The sequence below is a fragment of the Leucobacter chromiiresistens genome, from assembly GCF_900102345.1.
Classification (GTDB): domain Bacteria; phylum Actinomycetota; class Actinomycetes; order Actinomycetales; family Microbacteriaceae; genus Leucobacter; species Leucobacter chromiiresistens.
Genome location: NZ_FNKB01000001.1, coordinates 501,843 through 520,082 on the forward strand (window position 1 = coordinate 501,843; position 18,240 = coordinate 520,082).

The 18,240-nt window shown below is 71.8% G+C and carries 14 protein-coding genes; 4 read left to right on the plus strand and 10 right to left on the minus strand.

The window, feature by feature from the left end; translation table 11 throughout:
• Positions 1-57: 57 nt before the first annotated feature.
• The 3 genes from BLT44_RS02295 to BLT44_RS15100 all read left to right on the plus strand — a co-directional run bounded on the left by BLT44_RS02295 (position 58) and on the right by BLT44_RS15100 (position 4,044).
• Positions 58-1,401: an MFS transporter gene (locus BLT44_RS02295; RefSeq protein WP_010155768.1), complete on the plus strand. Its 1,344-nt coding sequence runs from the start codon at positions 58-60 to the stop codon at positions 1,399-1,401.
• Between the two features lie 127 nt (positions 1,402-1,528).
• Positions 1,529-2,782, plus strand: a complete 1,254-nt coding sequence (locus BLT44_RS02300; RefSeq protein ID WP_010155767.1) for an alpha-hydroxy acid oxidase — start codon at positions 1,529-1,531, stop codon at positions 2,780-2,782.
• Positions 2,783-3,108: 326 nt separating this feature from the next.
• Positions 3,109-4,044 (plus strand): endonuclease domain-containing protein, encoded by a 936-nt coding sequence (locus BLT44_RS15100; protein WP_176783261.1) that lies wholly within the window; start codon positions 3,109-3,111, stop codon positions 4,042-4,044.
• Positions 4,045-4,213: 169 nt separating this feature from the next.
• Here the strand turns inward: BLT44_RS15100 and BLT44_RS02310 are convergent, their stop codons facing one another.
• Positions 4,214-6,742: an MMPL family transporter gene (locus BLT44_RS02310; protein WP_010155764.1), complete on the minus strand. Its 2,529-nt coding sequence runs from the start codon at positions 6,740-6,742 to the stop codon at positions 4,214-4,216.
• Positions 6,743-6,849: 107 nt separating this feature from the next.
• Between BLT44_RS02310 and BLT44_RS02315 the strand changes: the two genes are divergently transcribed.
• Positions 6,850-7,440, plus strand: coding sequence for a TetR/AcrR family transcriptional regulator (locus tag BLT44_RS02315; protein ID WP_010155763.1), 591 nt, complete (start codon positions 6,850-6,852; stop codon positions 7,438-7,440).
• 74 nt (positions 7,441-7,514) lie between these two features.
• Here the strand turns inward: BLT44_RS02315 and BLT44_RS02320 are convergent, their stop codons facing one another.
• The 9 genes from BLT44_RS02320 to BLT44_RS02360 all read right to left on the minus strand — a co-directional run bounded on the left by BLT44_RS02320 (position 7,515) and on the right by BLT44_RS02360 (position 18,052).
• The gene (locus BLT44_RS02320; protein WP_074689876.1) at positions 7,515-8,114 is read right to left on the minus strand and encodes a GNAT family N-acetyltransferase; all 600 of its coding nucleotides are present in this window, start codon (positions 8,112-8,114) and stop codon (positions 7,515-7,517) included.
• Positions 8,115-8,270: 156 nt separating this feature from the next.
• Complete coding sequence (locus BLT44_RS02325) at positions 8,271-10,508, minus strand: FAD/NAD(P)-binding protein (protein WP_074689878.1); 2,238 nt, start codon at positions 10,506-10,508, stop codon at positions 8,271-8,273.
• Positions 10,505-11,554, minus strand: coding sequence for a transporter substrate-binding domain-containing protein (locus BLT44_RS02330; RefSeq protein WP_010157855.1), 1,050 nt, complete (start codon positions 11,552-11,554; stop codon positions 10,505-10,507). Before BLT44_RS02330 ends, BLT44_RS02325 begins: the two co-directional genes overlap by 4 nt.
• A gap of 127 nt (positions 11,555-11,681) precedes the next feature.
• Positions 11,682-12,698, minus strand: coding sequence for an ABC transporter substrate-binding protein (locus tag BLT44_RS02335; protein WP_010155762.1), 1,017 nt, complete (start codon positions 12,696-12,698; stop codon positions 11,682-11,684).
• A gap of 95 nt (positions 12,699-12,793) precedes the next feature.
• Positions 12,794-13,606, minus strand: a complete 813-nt coding sequence (locus BLT44_RS02340) for an amino acid ABC transporter ATP-binding protein (protein ID WP_010155761.1) — start codon at positions 13,604-13,606, stop codon at positions 12,794-12,796.
• 9 nt (positions 13,607-13,615) lie between these two features.
• Positions 13,616-14,677, minus strand: a complete 1,062-nt coding sequence (locus BLT44_RS02345) for an amino acid ABC transporter permease (protein ID WP_010155760.1) — start codon at positions 14,675-14,677, stop codon at positions 13,616-13,618.
• The gene (locus BLT44_RS02350; RefSeq protein WP_244887461.1) at positions 14,674-15,360 is read right to left on the minus strand and encodes a GNAT family N-acetyltransferase; all 687 of its coding nucleotides are present in this window, start codon (positions 15,358-15,360) and stop codon (positions 14,674-14,676) included. Before BLT44_RS02350 ends, BLT44_RS02345 begins: the two co-directional genes overlap by 4 nt.
• Complete coding sequence (locus BLT44_RS02355) at positions 15,357-16,748, minus strand: NtaA/DmoA family FMN-dependent monooxygenase (protein ID WP_074689880.1); 1,392 nt, start codon at positions 16,746-16,748, stop codon at positions 15,357-15,359. The genes BLT44_RS02350 and BLT44_RS02355 overlap by 4 nt, the downstream gene beginning before the upstream one ends.
• The gene (locus BLT44_RS02360) at positions 16,745-18,052 is read right to left on the minus strand and encodes an LLM class flavin-dependent oxidoreductase (RefSeq protein ID WP_074689882.1); all 1,308 of its coding nucleotides are present in this window, start codon (positions 18,050-18,052) and stop codon (positions 16,745-16,747) included. Before BLT44_RS02360 ends, BLT44_RS02355 begins: the two co-directional genes overlap by 4 nt.
• Positions 18,053-18,240 lie beyond the last annotated feature (188 nt).

Sequence of the window (18,240 nt, forward strand, 5' to 3'; positions counted from 1 at the left end):
ACATTGGTTTCGCAGAGATGACAGCTTCACGACCGACGATCTCAAGGGAGAGATGACATGACGACCCCCGCAGCACGGCCCGACGAATCGTCGGGCATCAACTACCGCGTCCTCCTCGGCAGCCTCAGCGGCAGCGTGATCGAATGGTTCGACTTCCTCGTCTACGGCACCGTCGCCGCGCTCGTCTTCAACAAGCTCTACTTCCCGAGCGACAACGAGTTCGTGTCGACCATGCTCGCATTCGTCTCGTTCTCGCTCACCTTCTTCTTCCGCCCCCTCGGCGGCATCCTCTTCTCCCACATCGGCGACCGCATCGGCCGCAAGAAGACGCTCTTCATCACGCTGACGCTCATGGGCGGCGGCACGGTCGCCATCGGCCTGCTGCCCGACTACGCCGCCATCGGAGTCGCCGCGCCGATCCTGCTCATCTGCTTCCGCATCCTCCAGGGGCTCGGCATCGGCGGCGAATGGGGCGGCGCCCTGCTGCTCGCCTACGAATACGCGCCCAAGCACCGCCGCGGCCTCTACGGCGCAGTGCCGCAGATGGGCATCAGCCTCGGCATGCTGCTCGCAGCCGGCGTCGTCGCCCTCCTCACCCAGCTGCCCGACGGCCAGTTCCTGACGTGGGGATGGCGCGTGCCGTTCGTCGCCAGCATCGTGCTCGTATTCATCGGGCTGTGGATCCGCAACGGCCTCGACGAGACCCCCGAGTTCAAGCGCGTGCAGGAGACCGGGGCCCGACTCAAGCTGCCGATCAAGGAGGTCGTCACGAAGCACTGGGGCGCCGTGCTCGTCTCCATCGGGGCCAAGGCCGCCGAGACCGGCCCGTTCTACATCTTCGGCACCTACGTCGTCGCCTACGCCACCGACATCCTCGGCGCGCGCGACAACGTCGTGCTGCTCGCCATCGCCGCCGCCGCACTCGTCGCCACCATCTGGATGCCGATCTTCGGCAGCCTCTCCGACCGCATCTCCCGCGCCACGCTCTACCGCTGGTCGGCCTGCACCACGATCGTGCTCGTCGTGCCCTACTACCTCATCCTCAACACCGGCGAGACCTGGGCGCTGTTCGTCGCGACCATCCTCGGATTCGGCTTCCTGTGGGGCAGCGTCAACGCGATCCTCGGCACCCTCATCGCCGAGAACTTCGCACCCGAGGTGCGCTACACCGGCGCCTCCCTCGGCTACCAGCTCGGCGCCGCGATCTTCGGAGGCACCGCCCCGCTCATCGGCGCCTGGCTGCTCGAGATCAGCGGAGGCCAGTGGTGGCCCATCGCGCTCTACGTCGCGATCTGCGCCGCGATCTCGATCATCGCCTCGCTCTTCATCACGCGCGTCGCGCATGTCGAAACCGAGTCGGCGCCGCCGGTCGTCGACCGCACCGCGGGCCAGACCGTGTAGCGCTCCCACCCATCCGCCGATCCCGAGCCGCGACCGCGACCCGCCGCCGCGATCCGCCGGCCCGAACCCGCCGGCCCCGAACCCGCCGGCCCCGAACCCCCGCACCCCACGCACGAGAGGCACCACGATGCAGCGCCAGCTCCCCAACCCCTCCGAACTCCTCGACCTGATGCAGTTCAAGAAGCCGCAGCTCGACGGCAAGAAGCGCCGCCTCGACGCCGCGCTCACCATCAACGACCTGCGCACCATCGCGAAGCGCCGCACCCCCAAAGCGGCCTTCGACTACACCGACGGCGCCGCCGAGGGCGAGCTCTCGCTCGGGCGCGCGCGCCAGGCGTTCGAAGACGTCGAGTTCCACCCCGGCATTCTGAAGCCCGCCGCCGACGTCGACACCTCCGTGCAGATCCTCGGCGGATCCTCCGCGCTGCCGTTCGGCATCGCCCCCACCGGCTTCACCCGCCTCATGCAGACCGAGGGCGAGAGCGCAGGGGCATCCGCCGCCGGCGCCGCGGGCATCCCCTTCACCCTCTCCACCCTCGGCACCACCTCGATCGAAGACGTGAAAGCGGCGAACCCGCACGGCCGCAACTGGTTCCAGCTGTACGTGATGAAGGATCGCGAGATCTCCTACGGGCTCGTGCGCCGCGCAGCCGAGGCCGGCTTCGACACCCTCCAGTTCACCGTCGACACCCCCGTCGCGGGCGCCCGCCTCCGCGACAAGCGCAACGGGTTCTCGATCCCGCCGCAGCTCACGCTCGGCACCATCGTCAACGCGATCCCCCGCCCGTGGTGGTGGATCGACTTCCTGACCACGCCGAAGCTCGAATTCGCCTCCCTCTCCACCACGGGCGGCACCGTCGGCGAACTGCTCGACGCCGCCATGGACCCCACCATCAGCTACGACGACCTCACCGTGATCCGCGAGATGTGGCCCGGCAAGCTCGTGGTAAAGGGCGTGCAGACCGTGGAGGATGCGGCGAAGCTCACCGACCTCGGCGTCGACGGCATCATCCTCTCGAACCACGGCGGACGCCAGCTCGACCGCGCCCCCATCCCGTTCCACCTGCTGCCCGAGGTCGTGCGCGAGGTCGGCCGCGACGCGACCGTGATGGTCGACACCGGCATCATGAACGGCGCCGACATCGTCGCCTCCATGGCGCTCGGCGCGAAGTTCACCCTCATCGGCCGCGCCTACCTCTACGGCCTCATGGCCGGCGGACGGGCCGGCGTGGATCGCGCCATCGCGATCCTGCGCGACGAGATCGAGCGCACGATGAAGCTGCTCGGCGTCTCCTCGATCGCGGAGCTCGAGCCCGCCCACGTGACGCAGCTGCAGCGCCTCGCGCCGCGCCCGCACGACGCCCCCGCCCGCACCCGGTAAGGCGGCGGGCGGGGTGGGGCGGGGTGCCCCGCCCCCGCCCCGCTCGCCCCGCCCCGCCCTGCCCCGCTTCCGCCCCGCCCCGCTTCCTGCCTGCCCCGCTTCCGCCCCGATTTCTGCGAGCGGGGTCACTTGCGGAGTGTGTTGGGGAGACGAATCGCTTCGACACCCTCCCGAAGCGACCCCGCTGCCAGGGGGGGCGTGGTGTGGTGGAGGGATCGGGCTGGGATCTTCGTCCACAGAGCACTTCCGAGTGCAGTGTCGGCCATGCATCCACGGTTCTCCGCGAACGCCCTCGGTCGCGTCGGCGCACCCGCGATACTCGCTGCATGTCAATTCGGCGCACGATTCACGCACCCCCACAGGCGTACCGAACCGCAGAGCTCATTCAGGCCGGTGTTCATCCGAAGCGGCTCGGGGCCAAGGACATCCGACGGGTGGGACGCGGCCTCCTGCTGCATCCCGATCTCGCCTTCGACGACTTCAGCTACCGCGATCGTTGCATCGCGATCGGGATGACGCTGAAGCAGGAGTTCTTCCTCTCCCGCCGGTCTGCAGCGGTTCTTCACGGAATCCCGTGCTCCCCGCACCCGCAGGGGCTCGTCGACGTCGCATCGTTCTCACCCCAACGCGCTCCCCGACACCGCCGTATCGCCGGCCACCGTGTGAAAAGCGGGGTACTGCAGTGGACCGAGAGGGCCGGACTCACCATTCCATCGGCCGGCGACGTCTGGTGCCAGCTGGGTGCCATCACCACCCTTCCTGAACTCGTCGCAGCCGGCGACTTCCTCACCTCGGGCGAACGCATTCCCGGATCCGGCGGCGCCCGCACGACCCCGCTCTGCACCATCGAAGACCTTCGCGGGGCTCATGATCGGCACCGCACGACTCTTGGGGCACCGTTGAGGACTCGAGCGCTGGCGCTCATACGGGCTCCCGTGGATTCTCCACCGGAGAGTCACCTCCGGGTGGCGCTGATCAACGCAGGATTCGCCGAGCCGACGGTGAACTGCCCGGTCCCGACCGCCCGCCGCATCTTCCACGCCGATCTCGGCTACCCCGAGCTGCGCATCGCGATCGAGTACGAGGGGCGCTACCACTTCACGAGCGCCGAGCAAGCGCGTTTCGACGTGCAGCGGCGCCGCAGCATGATCGAAGCGGGCTGGACGGTGCTGCAGGCGCTGGATTCCGACGTCGATGATCCCCGCAGCTTCTTCACGACGCTCGCTCGAGCGATTCAGTCGGCGCGTTCGCGACTTCGCTGAGCTCGCCCTCTTTCCGCATCAGCGGGGTCACTTCGGGAGCGTGTTGCGCCGATGTGAGGGTGAACACACTCCGAAAGTGACCCCGCTCGCAGGGCGCCGCGCAAAGAGCGGAGCGGGGCGGGCGGAGCGGAGCCGCAGCCCCGCCCCGCCCGCCCCGCTCCGGGGGGCCCTAGTGGTGGACGGGGTGGCGGCGCTCCAGCGCCGATCCCTCGACGTCGACGTTCGGGATGATGCGGTCGAGCCACTTCGGCAGCCACCACGCCCCGCGGCCGACGAGGTGCATCACGGCGGGCACGAGCAGCATGCGCACGACGATCGCGTCGAGCAGCACGCCGAGCGCGAGACCGAAGCCCATCGACTTGATCATCACCGAATCGGACGCGATGAACCCGCCGAAGACGGAGACCATGATGATCGCCGCCGCGATCACGACGGTGCGCCCGGCACGGAACCCCTGCGCCACGGCGAGCTTCGCCGGTGCACCGTGCGCGTACGCCTCGCGCATGCCGGTCGCGAGGAAGAGCTGGTAGTCCATCGCGAGACCGAAGAGGATGCCGACGAGGATCACCGGCAGGAAGCTCAGGATCGGCCCCGGGTTGTGCACGCCGAGCCAGTCGGCGAGCCACCCCCACTGGAACACCGCGGTGACGGCGCCGTAGGTCGCGAAGAGCGACAGCACGAAGCCTCCGGTCGCGATGAGCGGCACGAGCAGGGAGCGGAAGACCATCACCATGATGAGGAAGGAGAGCCCGACAACCACGACGAGGTACAGCGGGAGCACCTCCTGCAGGCCCTCGGAGATGTCGATGTTGATGGCGGCCTGCCCCGCCACGCCCAGCGCGATGTCGCCGTCGATGGGCGGCAGCTCGCGCAGATCGCGCACGAGGTTCTCCGTCGACACGCTGTTCGGGCCCTCGGCGGGAACCACCTGGAAGGCGGTGAGGCGGTGGTCGTCGGAGACGGCGACCGGGGCGGCCGCGGTGATGTCGTCCATCGACGCCAGCTCGCGCGCGACGGTGAGCTGCGCGTCGAGCACGCCGTCGTCGTCGAGCCCCTCGGGCAGGTCGGCGGTGATGAGCAGCGGCCCGTTCGCACCCTCGCCGAAGGCCTCGTTCGTGAGGGTATACGCCTCGTACGCGGTGGACCCCTCCGCCTCGGAGCCGCCGTCGGGCAGCCCGAGGCGCATCGACATCGACGGGATCGCGATGACGAGCAGCACGACGGTCGCGACGACCGCGGTGACGATGGCGCGCAGGTTCGTCATGGGCTTCACGCTGCGGCCCTCGGCGGGCGCCGCACCGGGCTCGCGGTCGGCGGCGAGCGCTGCCCGCGCCCGCGCCTTCTTGCCGAGCAGCCGCGTGCCGGCGAGCCCGAGCAGCGCGGGGGTGAGCGAGATCGCGATGAGCACGGCGACGGCGACGCTGACGGCTCCGGCGGTGCCCATGAGCCCGAGGAACGGGATGCCGGTGATGTTCAGCGCGAGCAGGGCGACGATCACGGTCGCGCCCGCGAACACGACGGCGTTGCCCGCGGTGCCGTTCGCGAGGCCGATCGATTCGACGACGCCGGCGCCCTGCAGCATCTGCTTGCGGTGGCGGTACAGGATGAAGAGGGAGTAGTCGATGCCGACTGCGAGTCCGAGCATCACGCCAAGGATGGGCGTGACGGAGGCCATCTGCGTGACACCGGAGAAGGCGAGCGTCGCCATGGCCCCGATCCCGACCCCGACGAGTGCCGTGACGATGGGGAACGCGGCGGCGAGGATCGACCCGAGCACGACGATGAGCACGATCGCGGCGATGACGACGCCGACCGCTTCGCCGACGCCCAGGATCTCGGGAACGCCCTGCGAGATGTCGGTCGAGATGGCCGTCTGCACGCCGTCGATGGGGGTGCTCTCGAAGTGCTCGACGACGGCGTCCTTGGTCTCCTGCGACAGGTCGAGGCGCGGTTCGGTGAAGGAGACGTTGACGAGCGCGGTCGCCCCGTCTGCGGAGACGACGCCGATGCCCTCGGCGTACGAGGCGAGCTCGGCGCCCTGCTCGAGCTTCTCCTGGTTCGCGTCGAGTTCGGCGATGCCCGCGTCGAGCTGCTCCTGCTGCGCGTCGAGTTCGGCGCCCCCGGCGTCGAGCTGCCGCTGCTGCTCTTCGAGCGCGGCGAGCTGGGGAGCGCGCATCTCCTCGGGCATCTCCACTGCGGCGAGCTGCGCGCCTGCTGCGTCGAGCTGCGCCTGACCCTCGGCGATCCGATCCCTCGCGGCGTCGAGCTGCTGCTGGCCCGCCTCGGCCTGCGCGCGCCCGTCCTCGATCTGCTGCCGGCCGTCGACGATCTGCTGCTGCTGGTCTGCGAGCTGCTGCTGCGCATCGAAGGGGTCGATCACGTCGGCGACGTCGGGCAGATCCTTCGCGCTCTCGGCGAGGTCTGAGATGTCGGATCGCTGGGCCTCGGTGAGCGGCGCCCCGTCCTCGGAGTGGAAGACGACCGTGCCCGATGCCCCGCTGAAGTCGGGGAGCGACGCTTCGAGCTCTTCGAGCACGTCGCCCGAGGCGGTGCCGGGCACGTCGAAGCTCGAGCTCAGCCCCTTGAACCCGACGAGGAAGCCGCCGACGGCGATGCCGAGGATGACGATCCACGCGAGAATCACCGTCCAGGCGCGCTTCGCCGCGAAGGTTCCCAGTCGGTGCAGCAACTCGGCCATGCCATCTCCCATTCTGCGCGGCGGCCGCGTCGCGAGGCCGCCATCGTCGTCGACCAGCAGGGGATAAGATAACACGGACCGTCTCGTCTTTACTGAATGGAGATCCCGTGGCAGTGTCATCGCGGAGCGGCCCCGTGCGCAGCGAGGCTGCACGCCAGGCGATCCTGCAGGCGGCCATCGAGATGCTCGCCGAGCGCGGGTACGACCATCTCGCCATCGAGGGCATCGCCTCCCGCGCCGGCGTCGGCAAGCAGACCATCTACCGCTGGTGGAAGTCGAAGAGCGCGATCATCGCCGAGGCCCTGCTCGAAGGCATGATCCTCGGCGAGCGGCTCGAAGTGCCCGACACGGGCGACGTGCGACGCGACCTCACGACATGGCTGCGGGCCGTCGGCGACGTGCTGCTGAGCCCGCAGGGCGAGGGGCTGGTGCGCTCGCTCATCGCCGCGGCGACCGACAACGCCGATGTCGGTCAGCGCCTGCGCGACGCGATCGCCGGCTCGGGCTCCGGAGCGCTCTCCACCCGGCTCGCCGCGGCCATCGGCAGCGAACCGCATCTGCCCGAGGGCGCGCCGATCGACGACATCTCGGAAGCGCTGGTCGGCGCGCTGCTGCTGCGCGCCCTCAGCCGCTCACCGCTCGACGATCACGCGATCGCGGCACTCGTCGTCGTCGCCGTGGGACCGCCGCGCGCCTGACGGTGCTCGCGGCGCTCGCCGCCCGCGACGTCGCGGGCCGCCACGCGCCCGGCCCGCCCGCCGCGTACCGCGCGTCAGCCCGCGAGCCGTCGCGCGAGGCGGTGCTCGAGCCCGAGCCGCACCCCGGGCCACTCCGGTGCGGTGATCGAGAACACGACGGTGTCGCGCAGGTACCCGGCCGCGGGCCGCAGGTGCCCGCGCAGAATGCCATCCTGCTTCGCTCCGAGCCGCGCGATCGCCGCACGCGACTGGTGGTTGTTGTGGTCGGTGCGGAACTCGACGGCCGGGCACCCCCACACCTCGAAGGCGTGCCGCAGCATCAGCAGCTTCGACTCGGCGTTCGTGCCGGTGCCGTGCGCGCTGGCGGCGTTCCAGGTGGAGCCGATCTCGACCCGCGGCGTGATCGGGTCGATGTTCATGAACGTCGTCATGCCGATGATCACCCCGGTGTCGGTGCGGCGCGCGGTGAACGGCAGCATCGAGCCCTCCTGCTGCAGGCGCAGACGGCGCCGGATCTCGGCCTCCATCTCGTCGGGCGCCGGGATCGCCGTGTACCAGAGCCTCCAGAGCTCCCCGTCGCGCGAGGCGTCGGCGAGCCCCTCCAGATGGGCAAGGTCGAGCGGTTCGAGGGTGACGAGTCGGCCGCTCAGCGTGCCGGGGTGATCGAGTGCCATCTCCTCATTCTCGTCGCAACCCCCGCCCCCGCGCGAGCGGGGTCGGCGATCTCGCCGCGGCCCGCCCGCGGTCCGCGCCGCGCTGCCCCGCCCGCGCGCCCTCGCGCCCGCGCGCCGCCGCGCTCCCGCGCGCCGCCGCGCCCCGCGCGAGCGGGGTCAGTTGCGGAGGGTGTCGACCGGCGTTCGGCGCGCGACACGCTCCGCAAGTGACCCCGCTGCAGGATGGGGCGGGTTGGGATGGGGCGGGTGGGGATGGGGCGGGTGGGGATGGGGCGGGTGCGGCAGGTGCGGGTGCGGCGCGGCGGCGGGGCGCGAGGCGGGCGTGCGCGCGGCGGCGACCTCCGTCACCGCGTCGAGCACCGCTCGGGCGACCCGGTCGTGCACGCGGAACGGCAGCGCGTCGATGCCCGGCCGCGTGAACGCGCCCCCGGTGAGGCCCGCGACGAACGGCCCGAGGGCGAACTGGAGGGAGGATCCCGGCACGCGCCCGCCCGGCCCGACCTCGATCAGGCCCGTGCCCTCGGCTCCGGTCTCGTCGACGACGGCGAGCTCTCGCAGCTGCCCCGACGCGACGAGCTGACGCAGCAGCGGATTGTCACTCCGCGACGCCCGTGCCTCGGGCAGCCACGCGTCGATGAGCGTACGCGCGCTGACTGCGGCGGTCGCAGCGACGGGCTCGCCCTCCCCCGCCCCGCGCACCACCGCAGACCCGGTCGCCGTGAACACGCCGCGCTCGGCGTCGGCTTCGACCCGCACATCCGCACCGAGAAACCGCACGACGCCCGCCTCCGCAAGCGCGATCAGCTCGTCGAGGCGGTGCCCGGGCGGGCCGCTTGCGAGGTAGCTGAAGTACGCGAACCAGCGCCCCGGGAGGTCGCGCGTGCGGCTGCGAGCGTTCCACCGCTCGGGCGGTACCTCGGCAAGGGCGAGGAAGGCGTACAGCCCGGTCATGAAGAGCGCCTGCGTCGCGCTGTGCTCGGGCCGCGAGCGCAGCCGCAGGTCGGCGGCGATGTGCGCGAGCACCCGCTGCTGCACCGCATCGGCCGCATTGGCGCTCGCGCTCACGGTGCCCGCTTCCGACCCCTCGGGCGGGAATGCGAGCGGCCGGTCGAAGGCGGCGAGGTCGAGGCGATCGTCGGGATCGGGCACGTGCGCCCGCACCAGTTCGGCGAGCTCGGGCGATGCGAACCCGCCCGGCCGCGCCAGCACCGCGCGCAACCGGGGTTCGAACCGCTTCCACGAAGCGGATACCCGCGTCGGGTGCCCGGTGAACAGCTCCCGGTAGTAGCCGGTGAGCAGGTCTGCCGCGACCAGCGGCCAGGCATCGCGAACGAAGTCGAGGGGCTCGGTTCGGGCGGCCGTCGCCTCCCGGAAGGATGCTCCCAGGTAGGCGAGCCCGACCGGATCGCCCTGCACTCGGCTCGTGACCTTGGAGCGGTAGGGCACGCCGCGGCGAGAGCCGAGGTGCAGCACGGGCTCGCGCCCGCTGGGCAGGTAGCGCAGCGAGCCGTCGGCTCGCGTCTCGAATCGACCGCCCCGGCCGCCCGTGAGCATCACGACCAGGTCGATCGCCGCAAGCCCCAGGCCGCGCACGATCGCATCGGAACCGGCGGGCAGGTGGTCGAGGTCGAGGTCGGCGGTGAACGCCGGGGCGACGTACTCGAGACCGTGTTCGTCTGCGAAGTCGGCGAGCCGCACGGATTCGTCAGACGGATCAGTGCCGTTGTGCCCGAGCGCGAGGATCACGATGTCGGCGGCGAGCGCGCCTCCCGAGGCCAGCCGCACGATCTGCCGCTCCGCCCCGCCGCCGCGCTTCGCCCCGCCGCCGCGCTCCGCTCCGCCGTCGCGCTCCGCCGCATCATCGCGCAACCCGGGCGCGGGCCCGGCCGGCTCGACCGCGACGGCGGTGTCGGGCACCCACTCGACCGCTACCCGATCCGAGGCGCGCCGCACCGTCTCGGCGAACACCCACGAGAGGTAGGCGTGGTTGAGGCGGCGGGTGGGGAAGTCGCGGTCGCCGATCTCCGCGATCTCTTTTTCGAGCGCGGGGTCGGCCCAGTCTGGCGCCGCGATGCTCCCCGCGCGCACGGCGCGCACCCACTCGGCGAGCGAGGGGCCCGGCGCGACAGGGCCGTCGATGCTGCTCGATGCGTCGGTGAAGCAGGCGACGTCTTCGAGCATCGAGTTCAGCTTCAGCAGGGGCGACTGATCTCGCCGCCAGATGCGGCCGCCGCCGGGGCGATGCGGATCGACGAGGCGCACGTCGATCCGCTGCTCGGGGTCGCGGTGCGCGTGGTTCGCCGCCAGGCGTTCGAGCATCATGATCGCTGCGGGCCCGGCCCCGATGCACACGACGGAGACGGCTGCGGCGTCGGATCGCTGCGACGGGCTCATGGCTTCGGCAGCCCGGGCGGGTTGATGAGCGACTCGGGCACGGCCTCTTCGGTCTGCCCCCACCGTTCGAGCACGGCGTCGTACTGCCCGTTCTCCATGAGCGACGCGATCACGAGCTGCACGGGTTCGACGAGACCGTTGCCTTTCGCCGTGACTGCACCGATCTGGCCGTCGACGGGGTAGGCGCTGTTGAACTTGCCGACGATGCGGGTCTCGCCGAGCGTCTGCTCCCGGAACGCGGCGAGCGCGTACGGCTCGATGCTCGCGTCGGCCCGCCCCGAGGTGAGCGCGAGCAGCCCGGCTGCCGAGTCGTCGTAGTAGACGGGCTCGCCCGCGTCGATGCCGGCCGCGTCGTTCTGCGCGAACCAGTCGAGCAGGTACTGCTCCTGGTTGGTGCCGCTGCCGACGATCACTCGCAGGCCCGAGACGTCTGCGGGCTCCGCGATCTCCGAGATCTCGGAGCCCGCGGCGACGCTGAACGCCATCACGGCATCGCGGTACGTGGCGAAGTCGAAGAGCTCCTTGCGCTCCTCGGTGACCCCGATGTTGATGAGCGCGAGGTCGTACTTGCCCGATTCGACGCCGAGCGGCCAGTCGGCCCAGGCGACGTTCTCGGGGGCGTACTCGAGCCCGAGCCCCTCGGAGATGAGCGACGCGAAGTCGGCATCGCTGCCGATGATCGTCTGGGCGTCGTCCTCGGCGAAGAACGACGTGGGCGGTGCGCCGGCGCCGAGGATCGCCACGGTGAGCCGCCCGGGCTGCACCGGCTCGAACCCGCTCGCCTCGAGCGCCTCGACGGCCTCGGGGATCGCCTCGATGTGCGGGCGGGTGTCGAGGTTCGCGGTCGTGAGATCGAACGCGGCCTCGGCCGTCGCGGGGCCGGCGCCCTCGGGGGCGGCCCCGGATCCGGATCGCTCGTCGTCGCTGATCACCGCCGAGCAGGCGGTGAGCGCGAGCGCCGATGCGGCGAGGAGGCCGAGTGCGGCGAGGCGGCGGCGCGGGGAGCGGGCTCCCGACTCGGGCGTGGCGGAAGGTGCGTGGGTCATGAGTTCTCCAGTGGTGCGCCGCGCGATGCGGCGCGGCTGAGGTGTGCGGTGCGGGGCGTGCGCTCCCGGCCGCATCGGCGCGCGCGGCCGACGTCGGCGCGCGCAGCCGATGCCGGCGGGGCGTGCGCTACGGGCGGGGCAGGCCGGCCGGGTTGACGAGCGATTCGGCGACCGCCTCGTCTTCGAGATCCCAGCGCGCGAGCGCCTCCGCGTAGGTGCCGTCTTCGATGATGGAGTTGAGCACGATCGCGACCGGGTCGATGAGGCCGTTGCCCTTCGCCGTGGTGACGCCGATCTGCGCGTTCTCGGGGTAGCCGCCGTTGAGGGTGCCGACGACCTTCGACTCGCCGCTCACGGCGGCGACGTACGATGCGGTGGGGTTCGGCCCGAAGATGGCGTCGACGCGGCCCGAGACGAGCGCCAGCTGACCTGCGGCGTTGTCGTCGTAGTACACCGCCTCGCCCGGCTCGAGTCCGTTCCGCTCGTTCTCGGCGAACCAGTCGAGCAGGATCTTCTCCTGATTGGTGCCGCTCCCGACGACGACGGTGAGGCCGGCGACGTCCTCGGGCCCGTCGATGGCGTCGATCTCGCTGTCGGCGGCGACCGAGAACGCGAGCACGTCGTTGCGGTGCGTCGCGAAGTCGAAGAGATCCTTGCGCTCCTCGGTGACGGTGACGTTCGAGACCACGACGTCGTACTTGCCCGACTCGACGCCGAGCGGCCAGTCGGCCCAGGCGACGTTCTCGGGGGCGTACTCGAGACCGAGGCCGTCGGCGACGAGGTTCGCGATGTCGGGCTCGATGCCGAGCAGGGTCGCGTTGTCGTCTTCGGCCAGGAAGCCGAGCGGCGCCTCGTACGCGGAGTGCGCGACGGTGAGCTTGCCCTCCTGCACGGGATCGAAGCCGCTCTGCTCGAGCGCCTCGACCGCCTCGGGAACGGGGTCGATGTGCAGGCGCTCCTCGGCGTTCGCGCTCGTGAGGTCGAAGGGCGAGCCGGTGCTGTCGGCGCCGGCCGTGGCGCCGGGTTCGGCGTTCGCCTGATCCTCGGTGACGACCGCGCTGCAGGCGGTGAGCCCGCCGAGCGCGAACGCGGTCAGGGTGAGGAGTGCGGCGCCGGTGCGGATGCGGGGGCTGATGGTGGGCATGGGTGACGTCCTTCGGGTGGTGGTTTCTGATGCAGTGGGAGAAGAGGGGGGAGAGCGGAGGGCAGGGGTGCCGCGCGGGGCCGTGGGCGCCCGCGTCAGATGACCCAGTCGAGGAACTCCTGGGTGCGGGCCTGCTCGGGCGCCCGCAGCACCTGCTGCGGGGAGCCCGCTTCGACGACCCGGCCGGCGTCGAGGAAGACGACGTGGTCGGAGACCTCGGCGGCGAACCCGATCTCGTGCGTGACGATGATGAGCGTGGTGCCGCCGTGGGCGAGGTCGCGGATCACCCGCAGCACCTCCCCCACGAGCTCCGGGTCGAGCGCGCTGGTGGGCTCGTCGAACAGCAGCACGTCGGGTTCGAGCGCGAGGGCGCGCGCGATCGCCACGCGCTGCTGCTGGCCGCCCGAGAGCTGGCGCGGGTAGTGGCTCTCGCGATCCGCCAGCCCGACGCGTTCGAGCAGCACCCGGGCCTGCGCCACCGCCTCGCTGCGACGCGCTCGCTTCAGCCCGATGGGCGCCTCGATGATGTTCTCGAGCGCGGTGAGATGGGGGAACAGGTTGAAGTTCTGGAAGACCATGCCGACGCGCGTGCGCCGCGCCAGCACCTCCTTCTCGGGGAGCTCGTGCAGCGCGTCGCCGCGGCGCTCGTACCCGATGTACTCGCCGTCGATGGTGATGGAGCCGCCGTCGATGGTCTCGAGGTGGTTGATGGCGCGCAGAAGGGTCGACTTGCCCGAGCCGGAGGGGCCGAGCAGGCTCACCACCTGCCCGGGCTCGACGCGCAGCGAGATGCCGTGCAGCACCTCGTGCGCACCGTACGACTTGTGCACGCCGTCGATCTCGACGAGCCCGGCGCGGTCGTTCGCGCGGGTCTCGCGGGGGGCGGCGGTTGCGGTGAGGGTGGACATGCGATGCTCCTATTGGGCGTGCGCGGTGATCGCCGCGACGGAATGGGCGGATACTGGGCCGGTCGCCGCACCCGTGCGGTCGCCGCGCGGCGACCGCTCACGGCCCGAACGGGGCCCGCGTCGGGCGTCGCCCGCGAGCGCCGTGATCCGGCGACGCACGCGCTGCAGCGGCGTGGGGGGAAGTTCGCGGGCGGTGCCCCGCGAGAAGCGGCGCTCGATGTAGTACTGCGCGATGCTGAGCACCGTCGTGAAGATCGTGTACCAGACCGCGGCGACCAGCAGCAGCGGCACCACCTGCTGGTTGCGGTTGTAGATCACCTGCACGGTGTAGAAGAGCTCGGGCAGGGCGACGACGAAGACCACCGAGGTGCCCTTGAGGAGCCCGATGACCTCGTTGAACGCGTTGGGCAGGATCGCGCGCGCCGCCTGCGGCAGCACGATGCGGAAGAAGCGCCGCCCCCGCGGAATGCCGAGCGCGCGTGCGGCTTCGAGCTGCCCCTGGTCGACGGAGAGGAGCCCGCCGCGGATGATCTCGGCCGAGTAGGCGGCCTGGTGCAGCGAGAGACCGAGGATGGCGGCGACGGACCCCGAGAGCAGCCGCACCGTGTCGAACTCGACGACGAAGAAGTCGTAGGTGAAGGGCCACCCGATGCCCAGCGTCGGGAACAGATACCCGAGGTTGTACCAGATGACGAGCTGCACCACGAGCGGCACGGAGCGGAAGAACCAGATGAACCCCCAGGCGAACGAGCTGAGCAGCGCCGAGCCCGAGAGCCGGGCGACGGCGAGGATGCCGCCGAGCGCGAACCCGATGACGGCGGAGATGCCGGTGAGCCAGAGGGTGAGCCAGAGCCCGCGCAGCACGGCTTCGTTGAAGAAGTACTCGGCGAACACGTTCCAGCGCCACTGGGGGTTGGAGAAGAAGGTCCAGATGAGCTGCGCGAGCAGGAAGACGGCGACGGCGCTGAACGCCCACCGCCACCAGTGGCGCAGCGGCACGATGTCGAGGGTCTTCGGCCGGGCGGCGCGGTTCACCACCTCGGTCTGCGGGGCGTCGAGCGTGGTCGTCATGGTCGGTCCTCCTGCGGGGCGGTCGGCGTGAGATCGAGGGGGGCTGCGCGATCCGGGTCGGGGGCTGCGCGATCGGAATCCGGGGCTGCGCGATCGGGATCCGCCGCCGCCGGCGGCAGCGGCTTCTCGAACGCGTGGATGCCGATGTCGGCGGCGTCGCGTCGCGGGTCGAACAGCGGAGCGTAACCGGCGCGCAGGTACAGCGCGACGGCCTCAGGCTGGCGCGGCCCGGTCGTGAGGTACACGCGCTCGTAGCCCAGCCGCGCCGCCTCCCGCTCGAGGGCGCTCAGCACGCGCCGTGCGAGGCCGCGGCCCCGCAGGTCGGCGCGGGTCCACACCCGCTTGAACTCGGCCGTGCGGTCGTCGTACCGCATGAACGCCCCGCCCGAGACAGGTGCGCCGTCGAGCAGCATCACGAGGAAGGCGCCGGTGGGGGCGACGAACGACTCGACCGGATACCGGTTCAACTCGACCGCGGCCGCCTCGCCGAACACCTCGACGCCGTACCGGGCGTCGTACTCGCGCTCGAGATCGGCGAGCAGGGGCCGCGCCAGGGCGTCGTCGGGATGCACGATGCGCACGGCGAGCGATGCGGCCTCGGGGTGCGCCGCCGCAGTGACCGCCTCGCGCTCTGCCTCCGCCTCGCGCTCTGCCTCCGCCGTGAGCGGCGCCGTCGCGGTCACGCCGCCGCCTCCCGCTTCGCGGCGTCGCGCGCGGGGCGGGGCGGCTGCGGCAGGCCGAGCGTGCGGCGCAGGGTGACGGGGGATCCGGTCTCGGGATCCGTCTCGTACCGCTCGCGGAGCACACCGCGCTCCTGCAGCAGCGGCACGACGCGATCCACGAAGGGATCGAGCCCGCCGGGCGTGAGGTGCGGCACCAGCACGAACCCGTCGGAGGCGCGGCCCTGCACATGGCGGTCGATCTCGGCAGCGATGGTCTCGGGCGAGCCGACGAAGGTGTGCGACGCCGTCTCGGCGGCCACCAGCTGCCGCACGGTCAGCCCCTCCGCGGCGGCGCGCGCCCGCAGCTGCGCGGCCCGCGCGACGCGATCCTCGACCCGCGTCGAGACCTGGCCGAGACGCTGCTCGCCCGCTCCCGGCTCGGTCACGGGCAGCGGCCCGTCGGGGTCGAGCCCCGGCAGCTCGCGACCCCAGATCGCCTCCACCCACGCCACCGCGGTCTGCGGGGTGGTCTGCGCGAAGCCGATCGCCCGTGAGGCCTCCGCCGCGTCGGCGTCGGTGTCGCCGATCACGAAGGTGGCGGCGGGGAGGATCAGCAGCGACTCCTCGGTGCGCCCCGCCGCGGGCAGGCGCCCCTTGACGTCGCGGTAGAACTGCTGCCCCGCCGCGAAGTCGGCGTGGCGGGAGAAGATGATCTCGGCGTTGGCGGCGGCGAAGTCGCGCCCCGCCGGCGAGTCGCCGGCCTGCACGATGACCGGGTACCCCTGCGGGCTCCGCGGGAGGGACCCGGTCGCGCGCACGTCGAATTGCGGGCCGGTGTGCACGACGGGGTGCACGAGCTGCTCGTCGATGAAGCGCCCCGAGTCGCGGTCGGCGAGCACCGCGCCCGTCTCCCACGAATCCCAGAGGCGTTTCGCGAGGGCCACGAACTCCTCGGCGCGCGTGTACCGATCCTCGTACGGCAGGAACCCGCCGCGGCGGAAGTTGGCGCCGTGGAAGGCGTCTGGCGAGGTCACCACGTTCCATCCGACCCGGCCGCCCGAGAGCGTGTCGATGGTGGCGAGCTGGCGCGCGAGCTCGTACGGCTCGTTGAAGGTGCTGGAGAGCGTGCCGACGACGCCGATGTGCTGCGTGACCGACGCCATCGCGGCGAGGATCGCGAGCGTGGCCGGCCGCCCGGCGACGTCGAGATCGTGGATCTGCCCGCCGTGCTCGCGCAGGCGGAGGCCCTCGGCGAGGAAGACGTAGTCGAACAGCCCGCGCTCCGCGGTGCGGGCGAAATGGGCGAACGACGCGAAGTCGATCTGGCTGCCCGAATCGGGGTCGCTCCAGACCGTGGTGCTGTTGACGCCGGGGAAGTGGGCGACGAGTCGCGCCTGTCGCTGAGTCATGCGGAGACCTCCTGAGGTGCGCGCCGGGTGGCGTATCGGTTGGGTGCGAGGCCGAGGCCGAAGCGCTCGCGCAGCGGGGTCGGCTCGGAGGCGGCGGGGTTCGCGAGCCCGCGTGCGCGCAGCAGCGGCAGCAGCTCGGAGGCGATGAGGCTCAGGTCGAGCGGCAGCACGGCGGGGCGCAGGCGCACGCCGTCGACGCCCGCGTCGCGCCACGCGGCGATCCGGTCGGCGATGCGCTCGGCGGGCCCCGCCTCGACGCGCGCGTCGCCCGCGGCGGCGACCCCCGCGAGTCGGTCGAGCCGCGCCACGCGATCCGCGCCGCCCTCCGCGTCGGTGTCGAGCGCGACGACGAGGTCGGCGACGATGCGGAGCGGGTGCAGGCCGAGGGCGGCACGATCGACGCCGGCTTCGGCCTCGCGCACCTCGGCGATGAGGTCGGCCGCGGTCTTGCCGCGGGAGGCTCCGGCTGCGGGCGCCTCGTTCTCGGGGGTGATGAATACGACGTCGGCGGTGCGCGCGGCGAGGTCGAAGATCGGGGCCGCGTGTGCGAGCAGGGTGACGACGATCTGCCCCTGCGGCGAGCGCGGCACGATCGACGGGCCGATGACGGAGAACCCGTCTCCCTCGAAGTCGATGTGGTGCACGCGGTCGCGGTCGAGGAAGCGGCCGGTCTCGAGGTCGCGGATGATCGCGTCGTCCTCCCAGCTGTCCCAGAGCCGCCGCGCGACCTCGGCGGCGTCGGCGGCGTCGGCGACGAGGGCGTCGAGCCCCGCCTCCGGCTCGCCGGCGAACACGCGCTCGATGTCGAGCTCGGGTGCGGGGCGCCGCCCGAACGCATCGGCCGAGGCCCGGTCGGCGGAGAAGCGCAGCTGCCAGCCGGCCCGCCCGCCCGAGACGTGGTCGAGCGTCTGCAGCGCGGTCGCGACGTGGAACGGCTCGGTGTGCGTCGTCGTGACCGTCGGGATGAGCCCGATGCTGCGGGTGCGGGGGGCGAGCCAGCTGGCGGTGAGCAGCGCGTCGAGACGGCCCTCGACGCGTGCGGGATCGAGGGTGCGCGATCCCGCCGGGGCGTCGGGGCCCGGTTCCGGGGCACCCTGCAGCCGCAGCGCGTCCTCGAAGGTGACGTAGTCGGCGCCCCCGCGCTCGGCGGTGTCGACGAGCTCCGACCAGTACTCGGGGGAGAACAGATCGGCGGGGCGCGCTGCATCGTCGCGCCAGGCGCTCGGGTGCCAGCCGGCGCCGTCGAGGGCGATGCCGACGGTGAACGGCGGAGCAGTCTGTTTCGGTACGGTTATGGAAGACATGCGGTGAGCTTATGGCGCAGAATCTCGATCCCGGAAGAAAGATGACGAACGATGACCGTTACGGACTGTTGCGCGCAGCCCGCCGAACGCCGGAACGCGCGCCCTACACTGAGCACCACGCTCCGGGATGAGATCACGGGCGCCTCCGCGACACCACACCGTGGATCACGACCGACCGCCGAGAAGGG